The sequence below is a fragment of the Streptomyces sp. NPDC101194 genome, from assembly GCF_044767885.1.
Classification (GTDB): Bacteria; Actinomycetota; Actinomycetes; order Streptomycetales; family Streptomycetaceae; genus Streptomyces.
In genome coordinates, this window is sequence record NZ_JBIWOS010000007.1 from 176,216 (window position 1) to 193,155 (window position 16,940).

At 70.6% G+C, this 16,940-nt stretch carries 14 protein-coding genes; 11 read left to right on the forward strand and 3 right to left on the reverse strand.

The features are described from left to right. Nucleotides 1-29: 29 nt before the first annotated feature. Complete coding sequence (locus ACIRP2_RS25515) at nucleotides 30-818, forward strand: ferritin-like domain-containing protein (protein ID WP_404254033.1); 789 nt, start codon at nucleotides 30-32, stop codon at nucleotides 816-818. 93 nt (nucleotides 819-911) lie between these two features. Here the strand turns inward: ACIRP2_RS25515 and corA are convergent, their stop codons facing one another. Further along, the gene (gene corA / locus ACIRP2_RS25520) at nucleotides 912-1,907 is read right to left on the reverse strand and encodes a magnesium/cobalt transporter CorA (protein WP_404254035.1); all 996 of its coding nucleotides are present in this window, start codon (nucleotides 1,905-1,907) and stop codon (nucleotides 912-914) included. A 59-nt stretch (nucleotides 1,908-1,966) separates the two neighbouring features. On the opposite strand from corA, the gene ACIRP2_RS25525 reads away from it, so the two are divergent. From ACIRP2_RS25525 to ACIRP2_RS25545, 5 genes are all read left to right on the forward strand, one after another. Next, the gene (locus ACIRP2_RS25525) at nucleotides 1,967-2,689 is read left to right on the forward strand and encodes a histidine phosphatase family protein (protein WP_404254037.1); all 723 of its coding nucleotides are present in this window, start codon (nucleotides 1,967-1,969) and stop codon (nucleotides 2,687-2,689) included. A gap of 105 nt (nucleotides 2,690-2,794) precedes the next feature. After that, entirely contained in the window at nucleotides 2,795-3,385 is a 591-nt protein-coding gene (locus ACIRP2_RS25530) for a DUF3090 domain-containing protein (protein WP_072484378.1), read from the forward strand. After that, the gene (locus tag ACIRP2_RS25535; protein ID WP_404254039.1) at nucleotides 3,349-4,212 is read left to right on the forward strand and encodes an SCO1664 family protein; all 864 of its coding nucleotides are present in this window, start codon (nucleotides 3,349-3,351) and stop codon (nucleotides 4,210-4,212) included. Before ACIRP2_RS25530 ends, ACIRP2_RS25535 begins: the two co-directional genes overlap by 37 nt. Before the next feature lie 155 nt (nucleotides 4,213-4,367). Beyond that, the gene (mshC, locus tag ACIRP2_RS25540) at nucleotides 4,368-5,597 is read left to right on the forward strand and encodes a cysteine--1-D-myo-inosityl 2-amino-2-deoxy-alpha-D-glucopyranoside ligase (protein ID WP_404254041.1); all 1,230 of its coding nucleotides are present in this window, start codon (nucleotides 4,368-4,370) and stop codon (nucleotides 5,595-5,597) included. Between the two features lie 125 nt (nucleotides 5,598-5,722). Next, nucleotides 5,723-8,770 (forward strand): NPCBM/NEW2 domain-containing protein, encoded by a 3,048-nt coding sequence (locus ACIRP2_RS25545; RefSeq protein ID WP_404254043.1) that lies wholly within the window; start codon nucleotides 5,723-5,725, stop codon nucleotides 8,768-8,770. A 77-nt stretch (nucleotides 8,771-8,847) separates the two neighbouring features. Here ACIRP2_RS25545 and ACIRP2_RS25550 read toward each other — a convergent pair whose 3' ends face one another. Beyond that, nucleotides 8,848-9,921 (reverse strand): PAC2 family protein, encoded by a 1,074-nt coding sequence (locus ACIRP2_RS25550; RefSeq protein ID WP_404254045.1) that lies wholly within the window; start codon nucleotides 9,919-9,921, stop codon nucleotides 8,848-8,850. A gap of 255 nt (nucleotides 9,922-10,176) precedes the next feature. Here ACIRP2_RS25550 and ACIRP2_RS25555 point away from each other — a divergent pair, with 255 nt between their 5' ends. The 5 genes from ACIRP2_RS25555 to ACIRP2_RS25575 all read left to right on the forward strand — a co-directional run bounded on the left by ACIRP2_RS25555 (nucleotide 10,177) and on the right by ACIRP2_RS25575 (nucleotide 16,045). Continuing rightward, on the forward strand, nucleotides 10,177-11,511 hold the full coding sequence (locus ACIRP2_RS25555) for an L-fuconate dehydratase (protein ID WP_404254047.1): 1,335 nt from the start codon (nucleotides 10,177-10,179) through the stop codon (nucleotides 11,509-11,511). Further along, nucleotides 11,508-12,287 (forward strand): SDR family NAD(P)-dependent oxidoreductase, encoded by a 780-nt coding sequence (locus ACIRP2_RS25560; protein ID WP_404254049.1) that lies wholly within the window; start codon nucleotides 11,508-11,510, stop codon nucleotides 12,285-12,287. The genes ACIRP2_RS25555 and ACIRP2_RS25560 overlap by 4 nt, the downstream gene beginning before the upstream one ends. 145 nt (nucleotides 12,288-12,432) lie before the next feature. Then, on the forward strand, nucleotides 12,433-13,473 hold the full coding sequence (locus ACIRP2_RS25565; RefSeq protein ID WP_404254051.1) for a sugar ABC transporter substrate-binding protein: 1,041 nt from the start codon (nucleotides 12,433-12,435) through the stop codon (nucleotides 13,471-13,473). 2 nt (nucleotides 13,474-13,475) lie between these two features. Further along, nucleotides 13,476-14,996, forward strand: a complete 1,521-nt coding sequence (locus ACIRP2_RS25570) for a sugar ABC transporter ATP-binding protein (protein WP_404254053.1) — start codon at nucleotides 13,476-13,478, stop codon at nucleotides 14,994-14,996. Continuing rightward, nucleotides 14,993-16,045, forward strand: a complete 1,053-nt coding sequence (locus ACIRP2_RS25575; RefSeq protein WP_404254055.1) for an ABC transporter permease — start codon at nucleotides 14,993-14,995, stop codon at nucleotides 16,043-16,045. The genes ACIRP2_RS25570 and ACIRP2_RS25575 overlap by 4 nt, the downstream gene beginning before the upstream one ends. A gap of 111 nt (nucleotides 16,046-16,156) precedes the next feature. Here ACIRP2_RS25575 and ACIRP2_RS25580 read toward each other — a convergent pair whose 3' ends face one another. Then, on the reverse strand, nucleotides 16,157-16,828 hold the full coding sequence (locus tag ACIRP2_RS25580) for a FadR/GntR family transcriptional regulator (RefSeq protein ID WP_037700470.1): 672 nt from the start codon (nucleotides 16,826-16,828) through the stop codon (nucleotides 16,157-16,159). Nucleotides 16,829-16,940 lie beyond the last annotated feature (112 nt).

Below are 16,940 nucleotides of genomic sequence, written 5' to 3' on the forward strand. Positions count from 1 at the left end.
GGTGTGACGCCGGTACGGAGGTGGCAGCGATGCTCTCGGCAAGGAGCCTGTTCCAGGAGATTCTCGACGAGGACGAGTCGTTCCGGCTGTTCTGTTCCATCGCGGCCAGCGGGGAGTCCCAGGGCGGCTGGGAGAACGGCCGGATCGCGGAGCTCGTGCCCGAGAGCCAGCGGGCCCTGGCCCCCAAGATCGCACGGCACGGCGCCGACGAGGACAAGCACGGCCGGATCTTCCACGCGCTGCTGAGGAGGCGCGGACTGCAGCCGGTCGAGGTTCCGCGCGAGACCGACTACACGATGCTGCTGGAGAAGCACGGCATCGGCCTCGCCCATGAGCAGCTGGGGCGCCGGGAACCGCTCTCCGAGCGCGACATCATCACCTACCTCGCGCACAGCCGGGTCACCGAACAGCGCGCCTCCGAGCAGATGACGCTGTTGCGCAAGTACTTCGCCGACCACCCCGACGTCGGCCGGGCAGTGAAGATGATCTCGAACGACGAGGACAACCACCTGGCGTACTGCCATGAGGAGTTGCTCCGCTTCGCCCGCTTCGGGCACGGCCGTACGATCCAGCGCATCCTCCGCGAGTGCGCGCTCGCGGAGATCCGGGTGTACCGCGACGTCAGCCTCGCCGTGATGGATCACATGGGCCGCATCCTGCACTGGCCGCGGACCAAGGCGGCGGTGCTTGCCGCCGGGATCCACGGGGTCTACGCGTACGAACGGCTCGTGGGATGGCGGCGCATGGTGAGTCTGGAGCCGCCCGAGCGGCGCGACGCGCTGGGCGGTCCCGCGGCACAGGCCCACGAGTTCGCCTGATCCGTCGCACCGGGCCTTCCCGGGCCGCGCGTACGGTGCCCCGCCGCCGTGCCGCCCGCAGGGATGCGGCCCGGGTGCCGCGCCCGGCCTCCGTCAGAGCCAGCCGCGGCGCTTGAACTGCCGGTACAGGCCGAGGACCACCAGGACCATCAGCAGGATCACCGCCGGATAGGCCCACACCCAGCCGAGCTCCGGCATGTGGTGGAAGTTCATGCCGTAGATGCCCGCCACCATCGTCGGTACGGCGGCCATCGCCGCCCACGCCGAGATCTTGCGCATGTCGTCGTTCTGTCGCACGCCCACCTGGGCCAGATGCGCCGAGAGGATGTCCGAGAGCAGCCGGTCCAGCCCGTCCACGTACTCGTTGGCGCGCGTCAGATGGTCGCTCACGTCGCGGAAGAAGGGCTGCGAGTGCTCGTGGACGAACGGCACCTCGGCGCTCGCCAGCCGGGCCATCGGGGCACTCAGCGGCCCGGCGGCCCTGCGGAACTCCATGATCTGCCGCTTGAACGTGTAGATGCGGGACGCGGTGTTCTTGGTGTCCACGGTGGCGGTGGGAGCGAACACCTCGGTCTCCAGTTCCTCCAGGTCGACCTGGAGCTCGCCGGCCACGTCGATGTAGTGGTCGACGACGGCGTCGCTGATCGCGTACAGCACCGCGGTCGGCCCGTGCTTGAGCACCTCCGGCTCCGCCTCCAGACGGCGGCGCACCGCGGCGAGCGGCGCGCCCTCCCCGTGGCGGACCGTCACGACGAACGAATCGCCGATGAAGGCCATCAGCTCGTCGGTGGTGACCGTGTCGCTCAGGTGCTCGTACACCACCGGTTTGATGACCGCGAAGAGCGAGTCGTCGTACACCTCCAGCTTGGGCCGCTGGTGCGCGCTCAGGGCGTCCTCCACGGCCAGCGGATGGAGCCCGAACTCGCTGCTGACGCGTTCGACCTCCTTCTCCGTCGGCTCGTACAGGCCGATCCACAAGAAGGCGTCACCGGTCGCCCGTGCCTCCGCGAGAGCTTCGGAGAGGTCGGCGGGGCCTTCGGTACGGCGCCCGTCCCGGTAGATCGCACAGTCCACAATCACGGCGGGCATTCTTCCCTGCTCCGGTCCCCTGCGCACCTCACCGGCGACGGCGGCCTACGCTGGCCCGTATGCCCACCCTGATCCTCGTACGTCATGGACGCTCCACCGCCAACACGGCCGGGGTGCTCGCGGGCCGCACACCGGGTGTCGCGCTCGACGAGCGCGGAGCCGCACAGGCCGCGGCGCTCCCCGGGCGGCTGGCCGCGCTGCCCCTCGCCGCCGCCGTCAGCAGCCCCCTGCAGCGCTGCCGGGAGACCCTGAGGCCGCTCCTGGACGCCCGGCCGGAGCTGGTGCTGCACACCGAGGAGCGGATCAGCGAGTGCGACTACGGCACATGGTCGGGACGCAAGCTGGCGGAGCTGACCGACGAACCGCTGATGAGCGTCGTGCAGCAGCACCCGTCGGCCGCGGCGTTCCCCGGCGGCGAGTCCATGCGCGCCATGCAGGCGCGTGCCGTGGACGCCGTACGGGACTGGAACGCGCGGATCGAGTCCGAGTACGGTGACGACGCCGTCTATGTGATGTGCTCGCACGGCGACATCATCAAGGCCCTCGTCGCCGACGCGCTCGGCATGCATCTCGACCTCTTCCAGCGGATCCACGCCGACCCCTGTTCGGTCACCGCGATCCGCTACACCAGGCTGCGGCCCTTCCTGCTGCGGCTCGGCGACACGGGGGATCTCGCCCCGCTGGCGCCGCGTGAGAGCACCGCCGGGACGGAGCCGGGACGGCGTCCGGCGGCGGAGAGCGATGCGGACGCGGCGGTCGGGGGCGGCGCTGGGGCGCCGTGATCGCTCCGCGCAGTAGGGTGGACGCGCCGTGGGCGCCTTCCCCGGGGCAATCCCCCGGACCCCGGCCGCCCCTCATCTGCCGTCAATTTTCAAGGGAGACAGGACGTGTCCCGTCAGGTGTTCCTCTACGACCCCCCGGACCGCTTCGTGGCCGGTACGGTCGGGTTGCCTGGACGTCGTACGTTCTTCCTGCAGGCCTCCTCAGGCGGACGCGTCACCAGCGTGGCCCTGGAGAAGACTCAGGTCGCCGCGCTCGCCGAGCGCATCGACGAACTGCTCGACGAGGTGGTGCGGCGGACCGGCGGAAACTCTCCGGTGCCCGCCGTGGCACCCATGGACGTCACCGACACCGCCCCTCTCGACGTGCCGGTCGAGGAGGAGTTCCGGGTCGGCACGATGGCGCTCGCCTGGGACGGCGAGGAACAGCGCATGATCGTCGAGGCGCAGGCTCTGGTCGAGTTGGACGTGGACTCCGACGAGGATCTCGCGGAGGCCGAGGAGCGGCTGCTGCAGGACGAGGAGAACGGTCCGCCGATGCTCCGGGTCCGCCTCAGTGGTGCCCAGGCCCGTGCCTTCGCCAAGCGCGCCCTGGACGTCGTGAACGCCGGGCGTCCGCCGTGCCCGCTGTGCAGCCTGCCGCTCGACCCGGAAGGACACGTATGCCCGCGCCAGAACGGGTACCGTCGCGGAGCCTGACCGACACCGAGCCGGCCACCGTGCTCACGGTGCTCGCCGAGGGGCGGCTCACCGTGCGCGGTCAGGTCCGCGGGGCGTCCAACGCGGTGCTCTACTGCACGGTCGCCCACGAGGGCGAGGAAGTGACCTGCGTCTACAAGCCCGTGGCGGGCGAACAGCCCCTGTGGGACTTCCCGGACGGCACGCTCGCCCAGCGCGAGATGGCCGCGTACGAGATCTCCGAGGCGACCGGCTGGGGGCTCATACCGCCCACCGTGCTGCGGGACGGGCCGTACGGCCAGGGGATGTGCCAGCTGTGGATCGAAGCGGCCCCGCGGGACGACGGGCCGGACGAGGCCGGGGAGCCCCCGCTCCTCGCGCTCGTCGAGGACGAGGAGCCGGGGGAGGGCTGGAAGGCCGTCGCCCTCGCCGAGACCGGGGAGGGAAGAACGGCTCTGCTGGTGCACGCGGACGATCCGCGGCTGCGGCGGCTGGCGGTCCTCGACGCCGTCATCAACAACGGTGACCGCAAGGGCGGCCATCTGCTGCCCGGGCCCGGCGGACGGCTCTACGGCATCGACCACGGTGTGACCTTCAACACCGAGGACAAGCTGCGCACGTTGCTGTGGGGGTGGGCGGGGGAGCCGTTGACGGCCGAGGCCGTCGCCGTCGTGGAGCGGCTCGGCGCGGAGCTGGAGCCGGGGACCTCGCTCGTCACCCGGCTGGGCGAGCTGATCACCGCCGTCGAGATCGAGGCGTTGCGGGAGCGGGTGGAGGGGCTGAGGGTGTCGGGGAGACATCCGGAGCCGAGCGGTGCATGGCCGTCGATCCCCTGGCCGCCGGTGTGAGGACGGCGGGCCGGTCGAGGTGCGGACGAGGCGGTGGTGCGGGGCGGAGCTGCCGTGCCCGACGCAGATGAAGCCACGAAGCGCAAGACCGCCTCTTCGGCCAGGTTCCGGTATCCGGTTCGTATCCGGAACATGCATCCGGTTACGCTCGTGGCATGCATGCCTGGCCCGCTTCTGAGGTCCCCGCCCTGCCTGGCAAGGGCCGCGACCTTCGGATCCACGACACCGCGACCGGCGGACGGATCACCCTTGACCCCGGTCCCGTCGCCCGCATCTACGTCTGCGGCATCACGCCGTACGACGCGACCCACATGGGTCATGCGGCGACCTACAACGCGTTCGACCTCGTTCAGCGCGTGTGGCTCGACACCAAGCGGCAGGTTCACTACGTCCAGAACGTGACGGACGTGGACGACCCCCTGCTGGAGCGGGCCGTGCGCGACGGTGAGGACTGGACCGAGCTCGCGGAGCGCGAGACGGCCCTGTTCCGCGAGGACATGACCGCCCTGCGCATGCTCCCGCCGAAGCACTACATCGGTGCCGTGGAGGCGATACCGGGCATCGTCCCGCTCGTCGAACGGCTCCGGGACGCCGGCGCCGCCTACGAACTCGACGGGGACGTGTACTTCTCCGTCGAGACCGACCCGCACTTCGGCGGGGTCTCCAACCTCGACGCCGAGGCGATGCGGTTGCTCTCCGCCGAGCGCGGTGGCGATCCGGAGCGCCCCGGCAAGAAGAACCCGCTCGACCCGATGCTCTGGATGGCCGCCCGTGAGGGCGAGCCGAGCTGGGACGGGGCCTCGCTCGGCCCCGGTCGGCCCGGCTGGCACATCGAGTGCGTCGCCATCGCCCTGGACCACCTCGGCATGGGCTTCGACGTCCAGGGCGGCGGGTCCGACCTGGCCTTCCCGCACCACGAGATGGGCGCCTCCCACGCCCAGGTGCTGACCGGCGAGCACCCGTTCGCCCAAGCGTATGTGCACGCCGGAATGGTCGCCCTGGACGGCGAGAAGATGTCCAAGTCCAGGGGCAACCTGGTCTTCGTCTCGAAGCTGCGCCGTGCCGGCGTGGACCCGGCGGCGATCCGCCTCGCCCTGCTGTCGCACCACTACCGGTCCGACTGGGAGTGGACCGACCAGGTGCTCGCCGATGCCGTCGAGCGGCTCGGGCGGTGGCGATCCGCCGTCTCCCGGCCCGACGGACTGCCCGCCGAGGCCCTTGTCGAGGAGGTCCGCGAGGCCCTCGCCGACGACCTGGACGCGCCGGCCGCCCTGGCCGCCGTGGACCGCTGGGCCGAGCGTCAGAACGCCCGGGGCGGCACGGACGAGGGCGCACCCGGCCTCGTCTCACGCACCGTCGACGCGTTGCTGGGCGTCGCACTGTAATGCCGCGCGCGGTGACATTCCGCTGACCGTCATCCGCCGAGCCGGCCTTGGACTTCTCGACGAAGTTCAGGGCCGGTTCCGTTTTGTCCATGGTCAAGTGCTCGATGCTGCGCTAAAAGCGCTCTATGCAATCATCAACGAGCATCAGAACGGCGGCAGTTGCAGCCTTGCTGGGGCTGCTCGCCGTCTTCGCGGGGCCCGGTGCCGCCCAGGCCGGCGCCGCCGAACCGGACACCACGACGGTCGGCGACCTCACCGGATTCTCCGCCGACGGTCCCGTCTACCGCCTGAGGGCCGGCACGGCCGAGGCCCGGGTCAGCTTCGTCTCCGCCGAGACCTTCCGGATCGAACTCGCGCCGGACGGCACGTTCTCCGACCCGACCGGTGACGACATCGTCCTGCCGCAGGGCACCCCGCCGCGCACCCGGTGGAAGGAGCGGGGCGACCGCTACGAACTCTCCACCGGCAGTGTCACCCTGCGCGCCTACAAGTCACCCCTGCGCTTCGCCCTGTACCGCGCGGACGGCACCCGGGTCTGGTCCGAGGCCAAGGGACTGAGCTGGGACGGGAAGCAGACCACCCAGACCCTGGCCCGCGGCGCCGACGAGCAGTTCTACGGCGCCGGGATGCAGAACGGGCGTGGCAACACCTCGCACCGCGACCGGACCGTCGAGGTCGGCGTCGACTACAACTGGGACGACGGCGGCCACCCCAACTCGGTGCCGTTCTACCTCTCCTCGGCGGGGTACGGCGTCTTCCGCAACACCTACGCGCCGAACACGTACGCCTTCACCGACCCGGTGACGACCACGGCGAAGGAGAAGCGTTTCGACGCCTACTACTTCGCGGGCGACAGCGCCAAGGACGTCATAGGCCGGTACACGAAGCTCACCGGCAAGCCGTTCCTGCCGCCCGTGTACGGCATGGAGATCGGCGACGCGGACTGCTACCTCCACAACGCCAACCGCGGTGAGCGCCGCACCCTGGACTCCCTGAAGGTCGCCGACGGGTACGTCGAGCACGACATGCCGAACGGCTGGATGCTCGTCAACGACGGCTACGGCTGCGGCTACGAGGACCTCGGCGAGACCGCCAAGGGCCTCCAGGACCGCGGCATGCAGCTCGGTCTGTGGACCCAGGACGGCATCGCGAAGATCGCCGACCAGGTCAAGGCGGGCCAGCGGGTCGCGAAGCTCGATGTCGCCTGGATCGGCGAGGGCTACAAGTTCGCGCTCGACGGCTGCAAGGACGCGTACAAGGGCATCGAGGACAACAGCGACGCCCGCGGCTTCACCTACGCCCCGGAGAGCTGGTCGGGCGCGCAGCGCTGCGGCGTCCAGTGGTCCGGCGACCAGTACGGCACCTGGGACTACATCCGCTGGCAGATCCCGACCTACGCGGGCGCCACGATGTCCGGCCTCGCCTACACCACCGGTGACGTCGACGGCATCTTCGGCGGCAGCGCCAAGACGTACACCCGTGATCTCCAGTGGAAGATGTTCCTCGGCACCACGATGACCATGGACGGCTGGGCGGCCAGCGACAAGCAGCCCTTCCGGTACGGGGAGCCGTACACCTCCATCAACCGCGACTACCTCAAGCTCAAGGAGTCGCTGCTGCCCTACCAGTACTCCTACGCGCACGAGGCGACGAAGACCGGCGTCGGCATGGTCCGGCCCCTGGTCCTCGAATACCCGGACGACCCGAGGGCGGCGACGGACGCGGCGAAGTACGAGTTCATGTCCGGCGAGGACTTCCTCGTCGCGCCGGTCTACCAGGACAGCACCGAGCGCAACGGCATCTATCTGCCGAAGGGCACCTGGACCGACTACTGGACCGGTCGCACCTACGAGGGGCCGACCACCCTCGACCACTACAGCGCCCCGCTCGACACCCTGCCGCTGTTCGTCAAGGGCGGTGCCAGTGTGCCGATGTGGCCGGGCATCCGCTCGTACCAGGACCGCACCGCCGACTCGCCGCTCGCCTGGGACATCTACCCGCAGGGCACGTCGTCCTTCACGCTGTACGAGGACGACGGCGTCACCCGGCAGCACCGCGACGGCAAGTACGCCACGCAGACCGCCGAGGTGAAGGCGCCGCTCCGGGGCGCCGGCGACGTCATCGTGCGGATCGGCGCGAGCAAGGGGCAGTTCACCGGCAAGCAGCGCAGCCGTCCGTACGAGTTCAGTGTGCACACCGGCTCCGCGCCGAGCGCGGTCCAGGTCGACGGCAAGCTGCCCCGCCTGGCTTCGGCGGCCGCGTACAAGGCGGCGAAGCAGGGCTGGTGGTACGACCAGGACGACCGCGGCGGTGTCGTGAAGATCAAGACCCTGCCGATCTCCACCGACAAGAAGTTCTCCGTGGAGCTCCAGGGGACGAGCGCGGTCGGCGGGCGGAACGCGGCGACCACGGCCGTCGTCTCCGGACCGGCCGGGCAGGAGATCGGTGCCGGGACCGAGGGCACCGTCGCCGTCGATGTCACCGCGGGCGACGCCGATGTGACGGACGCCGCGGTCACCCTGGACGTCCCCGAGGGCTGGCAGGTCGCGCGGCCCGCGACCGTGGACCGGATCCCGGCGGGCACCACCCGGCGGGTCGAGGTGTCGGTCACCCCGGCGAAGGACGCCACGGCGGGGGAGGCGCGGCTCACCGCACTCGCCCGATACCGGGCGGCCGGCGAATCCCGCACCGCCGTCCAGCGGTTCGCGGCCGGAGTGATGCCGCCGCCGCCCACCGGGGATGCCTGGGCGAGCGATCTGGTGTGGCTGAAGGCCGTCAACGGCTACGGCCCCGCCGAGCGGGACCGCAGCAACGGCGAGTCGGGCGCGGCCGACGGACACCCGCTGACCCTCGCGGGCAAGACGTACGAGAAGGGCATCGGCACCCACGCCGACTCCGACATCGAGGTCTACCTCGGCGGGCGCTGCACCGCCTTCACCGCGGACGTGGGGATCGACGACGAGATCAACGGCTACGGCGAAGTGGCGTTCTCCGTCGAGGCGGACGGCAAGGTCCTGTGGACCTCGCCGAAGGTGACGGGGGCGTCGGCGACCGTACCGGTCGAGGTGAAGCTCGACGGCGCACGCCATGTGCACCTGAAGGTCACGGACACCAACGGGTCCAAGACCGGTGACCACGGGGACTGGGCCGCAGCGCGGTTCACCTGTTCCTGAACGGCCCGGCACCGCCGAACGACCCGCACCGCACAGGAGCGCCGGGCGTACGTCCGCCCGGCGCTCCCTCGGTCCCGTCAGTCCTCCGAGGAGTCCTCCGACGAATCCTGCGGGTCCTCGCCGTCCTCGTTCTCCTTGCCGGCCGCCCGGCGTCGGCCGGGCCCGCTCGTGGACGGTCCCCCGGGACCGGGGGCGCCGTCGGCATCGGGCCGGACCGGCTTGGGCGGGCGGGTGCGACCGCTGGAGGTGTCGCGCAGATACGAGGCGTCCCCGCTCTCCGTCGCGTGCCCGCCGGGCGACTGCCCCGGGCCGACGTCCCTGCGGCGCAGATAGCGCTCGAACTCCCGGGCGATGGCCTCGCCGCTCGCCTCGGGAAGCTCCGCGGTGTCCCGGGCCTCCTCCAGTGTCTGTACGTATTCCGCCACTTCGCTGTCCTCGGCGGCGAGTTGGTCGACACCGAGCTGCCAGGCGCGGGCGTCCTCCGGCAGCTCACCCAGCGGGATGCGCAGACCGACGAGGTCCTCCAGGCGGTTCAGCAGTGCGAGCGTCGCCTTCGGGTTGGGCGGCTGCGACACGTAGTGCGGCACCGCCGCCCACAGGCTCACCGCGGGCACACCCGCGTGCGTGCAGGCCTCCTGGAGGATGCCGACGATGCCCGTCGGACCCTCGTACCTGGTCTCCTCCAGGTCCATGGTCCGCGCCAGATCCGGGTCGGAGGTCACCCCGCTGACCGGTACCGGGCGGGTGTGCGGGGTGTCGCCCAGCAGCGCGCCCAGGATCACCACCATCTCCACGCCCAGTTCATGGGCGAAGCCCAGGAGCTCGTTGCAGAACGAGCGCCAGCGCATGGACGGCTCGATACCGCGGACCAGGACGAGGTCGCGGGGCGTCTCCCCGCCGATACGGACCACGGAGAGGCGGGTGGTCGGCCAGGTGATCTTGCGTACCCCGCCGTCCAGCCAGACCGTCGGCCGGTTGACCTGGAAGTCGTAGTAGTCCTCGGCGTCCAGTGCCGCGAAGACCTCGCCCTTCCACTCCCGGTCCAGGTGCGCGACCGCCGTGGATGCGGCGTCACCCGCGTCGTTCCATCCCTCGAACGCGGCCACCATGACCGGGTCGATCAGCTCGGGAACCCCCTCGAGCTCGATCACCCAGGCCTCCTTCCGAAGTTCCCTTGCGTACGAACCAACCTTACGGCTTCCGGCCACTCCCGCCGCAGCCCCTGCGCACAGCCGGGTGAACCTGCCCCACGAGGGTGCATCACCGGTCGAATCAGGGCATGGTCACTGGATACATCCGAGCTGTGTTCGGTCAATTTCGTACCGGCCCTGGACGTTGAGGCCTTCAGGGCGCTATACATCGGATGACCAGAACAGAGGTCCGATGTTATTCCCCTGGGGGCGCACATGAGTCAGACCGTCACGGATTTCGAGGTCCACGACATCCGTTTTCCGACCTCGGAACAACTGGACGGCTCGGACGCCATGAACCCCGATCCCGACTATTCGGCCGCCTACGTCGTACTGCGTACCGACCCCCTGCACGACGGCGCGGTCTTCGAGGGGCATGGCTTCTGCTTCACCATCGGGCGCGGCAACGAGGTGATGGCCGCCGCCATCGAGGCGCTGCGGCCGTACGTGGTCGGACGTCCGGCGCCGCGCACCGCGGCCGACCTCGCGGCGCTGCACCGTGAACTCACCCACGACTCCCAACTGCGCTGGCTCGGCCCCGAGAAGGGCGTGATGCACATGGCGGCCGGCGCGGTCGTCAACGCGGCCTGGGACCTCGCGGCGAAGCAGGCGGGCCGGCCCGTCTGGCAGTTCCTGGCCGAGATGACGCCCGAGGAACTCGTCTCCCTCGTCGACTTCCGCTACCTCACCGACGCGCTCACCCCCGACGAGGCCCTCGCGATCCTGCGCGCCGCCGAACCGGGCCGCGCCGAGCGGGCCGAGCGGCTGCGCGCCGAGGGCTACCCGGCGTACACCACCTCCCCCGGCTGGCTGGGATACACCGACGAGAAGCTGGTCAGGCTGGCGAAGGAGGCCGTCGCCGACGGCTTCACCCAGATCAAGCTGAAGGTCGGCGGCGATCTCGGCGACGACGTCCGCAGGCTCGCCCTGGCGCGCGAGGCCGTCGGGCCCGACGTCCGGATCGCGGTCGACGCCAACCAGCGCTGGGACGTGGCCGACGCGGTGGAGTGGATGACCGCGCTCGCACCGTACGAGCCGCACTGGATCGAGGAGCCGACCAGCCCCGACGACGTCCTCGGCCACGCCGCCGTCCGTGCCGGGCAGCCGGTCAAGGTCGCCACCGGCGAACACGTCGCCAACCGGGTCGTGTTCAAGCAACTGCTGCAGGCCGGGGCCGTCGACTTCGTCCAGATCGACGCGGCACGTGTCGCCGGCGTCAACGAGAACCTGGCGATCCTGCTGCTCGCCGCGAAGTACGGCGTGCCGGTCTGTCCGCACGCGGGCGGTGTCGGGCTGTGCGAGCTGGTCCAGCACCTCTCGATGTTCGACTATGTGGCGGTCTCAGGAAGTTGGGAGAACCGTGTGATCGAGTACGTCGACCATCTCCACGAACACTTCGCCGACCCCACCGTGATCGAGTCCGGCCGTTACGCCGCCCCGAGTTCCCCGGGCTTCTCCGCCCGGATGCTCCCCGAGTCGATCGCCGCACACCGCTATCCGGAGGGCCCCGTATGGCAGGCCCGCCGCACCACCGAGGAGGCTGCCCGATGACCGGCACAAGCGACTTCGAGGGAATGAACGCCCTGGTGACGGGCGGTGCCTCCGGCATCGGCGCCGCCGTCGCGACCATGCTGCTGGCGCGTGGCGCGCGGGTGGCCGTACTCGACCGGGAGACCTCGGGCGCGCCCGAGGGCGTGCTGGCCGTCACGGCGGACGTCACCGACGACGACGCCGTGCGCGAGGCGGTCGACCGGGCCGCCGCCGAACTCGGCGGTCTGCACACACTCGTGTCCAACGCGGGCATCGGTTCCATCGGCACGGTCGAGGACAACGCCGACGAGGAGTGGACCCGGGTCCTGGACATCAACGTCCTCGGCATGGTCCGCACCGCCCGGCACGCCATGCCCCATCTGAGGAGGGCGGTGGCCGACCGCCCCGGCGCCGTCTCGATCACTCAGACGTGCTCGATCGCCGCGACCGCCGGGCTGCCGCAGCGCGCCCTGTACAGCGCGAGCAAGGGCGCGGTCCTCTCGCTGACCCTCGCGATGGCCGCCGACCACGTCCGCGAGGGCATCCGGGTCAACTGCGTCAACCCGGGCACGGCGGACACTCCGTGGATCGGGCGGCTGCTGGGCCAGGCCGACGACCCGGCCGCCGAGCGCGCGGCGCTCGACGCACGCCAGCCGCTGGGACGGCTGGTCTCCGCCGACGAGGTGGCCGCCGCGATCGTCTATCTCGCCAGTCCCGCCGCCGCCTCGGTCACCGGCACGGCACTGGCCGTCGACGGCGGCATGCAGGGACTGCGCCTGCGCCCCGCCCAGAGCTGATCGGGGGCGCCCGGTCCCGGGCCTGTCCGGCCCTGATCCGCCGGACGGGCCCGAGCCGCATCACCGGGCCCCGCCCCCGCGCACCACGCACCGCCGCTTTGCCCACAGAGCTCCGAGCCGGTACTCCACGAAGGACGGGACACCAATGAGAGTGCGTACGACGAGTGCGGCGGCCTGCGCCGTACTGCTGGCCGTCACTGCCCTCGCGGGCTGCAACCGCGAGTCCACCGCCGACGGCGCGGGCGGCGGAAAGGTCGGGATCGACCTGCCGCGCAGCGACAGCGACTTCTGGAACTCGTACCAGAACTACGTGGAGAAGGGGGTGAAGGCCGGCGAGGTCAAGGCGCTGCCGCTGACCAACTCGCAGAACGACATCGGCAAGCTGGTCGCCAACGTCCAGACCTTCACCGACCAGGGCGCCAAGGCCGTCGTGATGGCGCCCCAGGACACCGGCGCGATCGCCGAGTCGCTCAACACACTGAACGAGAAGAAGATCCCGGTCGTCAGCGTCGACACCCGCCCCGACAAGGGCGACATCTACATGGTGGTGCGGGCCGACAACAAGGCGTACGGGGCCAACGCCTGCAAGTACCTCGGCGAGCAGCTGAAGGGCAAGGGCAAGGTCGTCGAGTTCCAGGGCGACCTCTCCTCGATCAATGGCCGGGACCGGTCCGAGGCGTTCAAGGCCTGCATGGACAAGGACTTCCCCGGCATCAAGGTCTTCGAGCTGGCCACCGACTGGAAGGGCGACGTCGCCTCCGCCAAGCTCCAGGCCACCCTGGCCGCCAACCCCGACATCAACGGCATCTACATGCAGGCCGGCGGGGTCTTCCTGCAGCCCACCCTCGCGCTCCTGGAGCAGAAGAAGCTGCTGAAGCCGGCCGGTACGCCGGGCCACATCACGATCATCTCCAACGACGGCATTCCGGAGGAGTTCGACGCCATCAAGGCCGGGAAGATCGACGCCACGATCTCCCAGCCCGCCGACCTGTACGCGAAGTACGCGCTGTACTACGCCAAGGCGGCACTGGACGGGAAGACCTTCAAGGTGGGCCCGACCGACCACGACTCGAACATCATCAAGATTCCGAACGGCCTGGAGGACCAGCTTCCGGCGCCGCTGGTGACCAAGGACAACGTCGACGACCCGAAGCTGTGGGCCAACCAGCTGGAGAAGAAGAGCTAGCCATGGACCAGGCACCACCACCTGCCGTACAGGCGGAAGGCGTTGTCAAACGCTTCGGGCCCACCGTGGCGCTCGACGGGGTCCGGCTCACCGTACGGCCCGGTGAGTCCCACGCCCTCGTCGGCCGCAACGGCGCGGGCAAGTCGACGCTGGTCAGCGTCCTGACCGGGCTCCACAAGGCGGACGCGGGCACGGTCACGTTCGGCGGGGAGCCCGCGCCCGCCTTCGGGGACACCACGGCCTGGCAGTCGAAGGTCGCGTGCGTCTACCAGAAGTCCATGGTCGTCCCCGACCTGACCGTGGCCGAGAACCTCTTCCTCAACCGATTCGACGACAACTCCCGCTGGATCAGCTGGGGGAGGCTCCGCAGGCGCGCGGAGCGGCTGCTGGCCGACTACGGTGTCCAGGTCGACCCCGGCACCCGGGCGCGCGATCTCGCCGTGGAGCAGCGGCAGTTCGTCGAGATCGCGCGGGCGCTGTCCTTCGGCGCCCGGCTGATCATCCTGGACGAGCCGACCGCCCAGCTCGATGCCCGCGGCATCGGGCGGCTCTTCGACAAGCTCAAGGAGCTGCAGAGCCAGGGAGTGGCGTTCCTCTTCATCTCCCACCATCTGCAGGAGGTGTACGAACTGTGCACGGCGGTCACCGTCTACCGCGACGCCCGCCATGTGCTGACCGCCCCGGTCGCCGACATCGCCAAGGCGGAACTGGTGGCGGCGATGACCGGCGAGCAGTCCGGCGGCGCCACCGCCTGGCACGCGGGCACCGGTGGCACGGCGGTGGACGAGTCGGCCGCACCCGTCCTGCGTACCGAAGGGCTCACCCTTCAGGGCCAGTTCGAGCCTCTGGACCTGGAGGTCCGTCCCGGTGAGGTGCTCGGCCTGGCCGGCTCCGCGGCCAGCGGCAACACGGCCCTGGGCGAGGCGCTGGCGGGCATGCGCAAGGCGGGCGGCGGCACGGTCCGGGTGCACGGCAGGACGGTGCGCTCGGGCAGCGTGCCGCACGCGCTGGACGCCGGCATCGGCTACATCCCCGAGGACCGGCACGACCAGGGCCTCGTACTGGACCGCAGCGTCGCCGAGAACGCCACCCTCACGGTCACCGACCAGCTCGGCCCCTGGGGGACCGTACTGCCCTCCCGCACGAGGGAGTTCGCACGGTCGATGATCGCCTCGCTGGACATCAAGACACAGGGGCCCGAGCAGCCCGTCTCCGGGCTCTCCGGCGGCAACCAGCAGAAGGTGGTGGTCGCCCGGGCGCTGGCCCGCAAGCCCAGCGTGCTGGTGGCGGTCCGCCCCACCGCGGGTGTGGACATCAAGTCCAAGGACTCGCTGCTCGGAGTCGTACGGCGGGTGGCCGACGAGGGCAACGCCGCAGTGATCATCTCGGACGAGCTGGACGATCTGCGGGTCTGCGACCGGGTGCTCGCCCTGTTCCACGGGCGCGTGGTCGCCACGTTCGCAAGCGGGTGGACCGACGGGGAACTCGTCGCCGCCATGGAAGGTGTGGGGGAAAGGGAATGACCGGCACGGTACGGCCCGCGGCGGCCGACGGCACCGACGGAGGGCTGAAGGGCCCCCTGGCGGGCGAGAGCCCGCTGGACCGGCTGAAGCTGATCCGGTGGAGCGACTTCTCCCTGGTACCGGTGATCCTGGTGCTGATGGTGATCGGGTTCATCGTCTCGCCGGTGTTCCTGACCTCCGAGAACCTGATCAGCGTCGTCCAGCAGTCCTCCGAGCTCAGTCTGCTGGTCCTGGGCCAGGCGCTGATCCTGATCTGCGGACGGATGGACCTGTCGCTGGAGTCGACGATCGGCATCGCGCCGGTCGTCGCGATGTGGCTGGTCCTGCCCGCCGAGGGCGGCCGCTTCGCGGGCCTGGGCCTGCTGCCCACCTGGTCGGCGATCCCGCTCTGTCTTCTGGTGGGCCTCGCCATCGGGGCGGTCAACGGCTTCCTGATGCTGAAGCTGCGGGTGAACGGCTTCATCGCCACGCTCGGCATGCTCACCATGCTGCGCGGCCTCCACATCGGCATCACCGAGGGCAAGTCCATCACCGACGTCCCGGAGTCCTTCCGCTACCTCGGCAAGAGCGAGTGGCTCGGCGCACCGGCCGCCGTCTGGATCTGCCTGGCCCTGTTCGCCGTCGGCGGCGCCGCGCTGGCCTGGCTGCGGCACGGCCGCTCGCTGTACGCCATCGGCGGCAACCCGGAGGCCGCGCGCGCGGCGGGCATCCGGGTGGACCGGGTCACCTGGATCGTGCTCGCCGTCGGCGGTCTGCTGGCGGCCTTCGCGGGCATCCTCTACACCGGCCACTACGGATCGGTCGCCGCGACCCAGGGCAACGGCTGGATCTTCCAGGTGTTCGCCGCGGCGGTGATCGGCGGCATCAGCCTCAAGGGCGGTCGCGGCACGCTGTTCGGCGCGCTGACCGGTGTACTGACGCTCCAGCTGGTGGTCAATGTGATGACCCTCGGCGGTGTCCCGGCGCTCTGGAACCAGTTCCTCAACGGCGCGATCATCATCGTCGCCCTGGTCATCTCCCGCTTCGCGAGCGGAGAGAAGCAGGACTGAACGGGTCGGGTCCCGCCGTCGGCGGGCGAGGCGCGCGGCCCGGGGCGGAGCGCCGGCAACGGGGAAGGGGCGGACGGGGAACATCCCCTCCGCCCCTTCCCCGTGACCGCGCTACAGCGTCGACCGCAGCCACTGCTCCACGCTCGCCACATGCACCGTCGCCCAGGCCCGTGCCGCCTCCGCGTCCCGGTCCCGCAGCGCCGAGACGATCGCCCGGTGCTCGTGGAGCGTGCGGCTCACCGCGTCCTCCTGGGTCAGGCCGCGCCAGACCCGCGCCCGCGTCGTCGGCCCCGAGAGCCCGTCGAGCAGCGAGCAGAGCACCGAATTCCCGGACGACTGCACGATGCCGCGGTGGAACTCCAGATCGCAGGCGACCAGCTCCTCCACCGATGGCTGCGCGCCGAGGGCGTCCAACTGGGAGCTGAGCACGTCCAGTTGGGCCTCGCTGATCCGGGTGGCCGCCATCGCCGTCGCGGCCGGTTCCAGGATCCGGCGGACCGCGAGGAATTCGAGCACCGTGTCGTCGCGGTGGAAGTCCACCACGAAGCTCAGCGCCTCCAGCAGCAGCTGCGGGTCGAGGCTGGTCACATACGTGCCGTCGCCCTGCCGCACATCGAGGATGCGGATCAGCGACAGGGCGCGCACCGCCTCCCGGAGGGAGTTGCGGGAGAGCCCCAGCTCCGCCGCGAGCTCGCTCTCCTTGGGGAGTCGGTCGCCGGGTCGTAGCGCACCCGAGACGATCATTCCCTTGATCTTCTCGATCGCCTCGTCGGTGACAGCCATGACGGTCCTCCTGGATCCGGACTGGAATCAGACATCCGATGTCTCCTCTCATTATGCGGGTCGGGAGAGCCGCATGAGCCAGGTCTGCCGCAGGTGGTCCCGGGCGTGCGCC

Coding starts and splice junctions, on each gene's coding strand:
- ACIRP2_RS25525 (WP_404254037.1), top strand. CDS start 1,967: ATGCCCACCCTGATCCTCGTACGTCATGGACGCTCCACCGCCAACACG.
- ACIRP2_RS25570 (WP_404254053.1), top strand. CDS start 13,476: ATGGACCAGGCACCACCACCTGCCGTACAGGCGGAAGGCGTTGTCAAA.
- ACIRP2_RS25575 (WP_404254055.1), top strand. CDS start 14,993: ATGACCGGCACGGTACGGCCCGCGGCGGCCGACGGCACCGACGGAGGG.
- ACIRP2_RS25515 (WP_404254033.1), top strand. CDS start 30: ATGCTCTCGGCAAGGAGCCTGTTCCAGGAGATTCTCGACGAGGACGAG.
- ACIRP2_RS25535 (WP_404254039.1), top strand. CDS start 3,349: ATGCCCGCGCCAGAACGGGTACCGTCGCGGAGCCTGACCGACACCGAG.
- ACIRP2_RS25580 (WP_037700470.1), bottom strand. CDS start 16,828: ATGGCTGTCACCGACGAGGCGATCGAGAAGATCAAGGGAATGATCGTC.
- corA (WP_404254035.1), bottom strand. CDS start 1,907: ATGCCCGCCGTGATTGTGGACTGTGCGATCTACCGGGACGGGCGCCGT.
- ACIRP2_RS25565 (WP_404254051.1), top strand. CDS start 12,433: ATGAGAGTGCGTACGACGAGTGCGGCGGCCTGCGCCGTACTGCTGGCC.
- ACIRP2_RS25545 (WP_404254043.1), top strand. CDS start 5,723: ATGCAATCATCAACGAGCATCAGAACGGCGGCAGTTGCAGCCTTGCTG.
- ACIRP2_RS25560 (WP_404254049.1), top strand. CDS start 11,508: ATGACCGGCACAAGCGACTTCGAGGGAATGAACGCCCTGGTGACGGGC.
- ACIRP2_RS25555 (WP_404254047.1), top strand. CDS start 10,177: ATGAGTCAGACCGTCACGGATTTCGAGGTCCACGACATCCGTTTTCCG.
- mshC (WP_404254041.1), top strand. CDS start 4,368: ATGCATGCCTGGCCCGCTTCTGAGGTCCCCGCCCTGCCTGGCAAGGGC.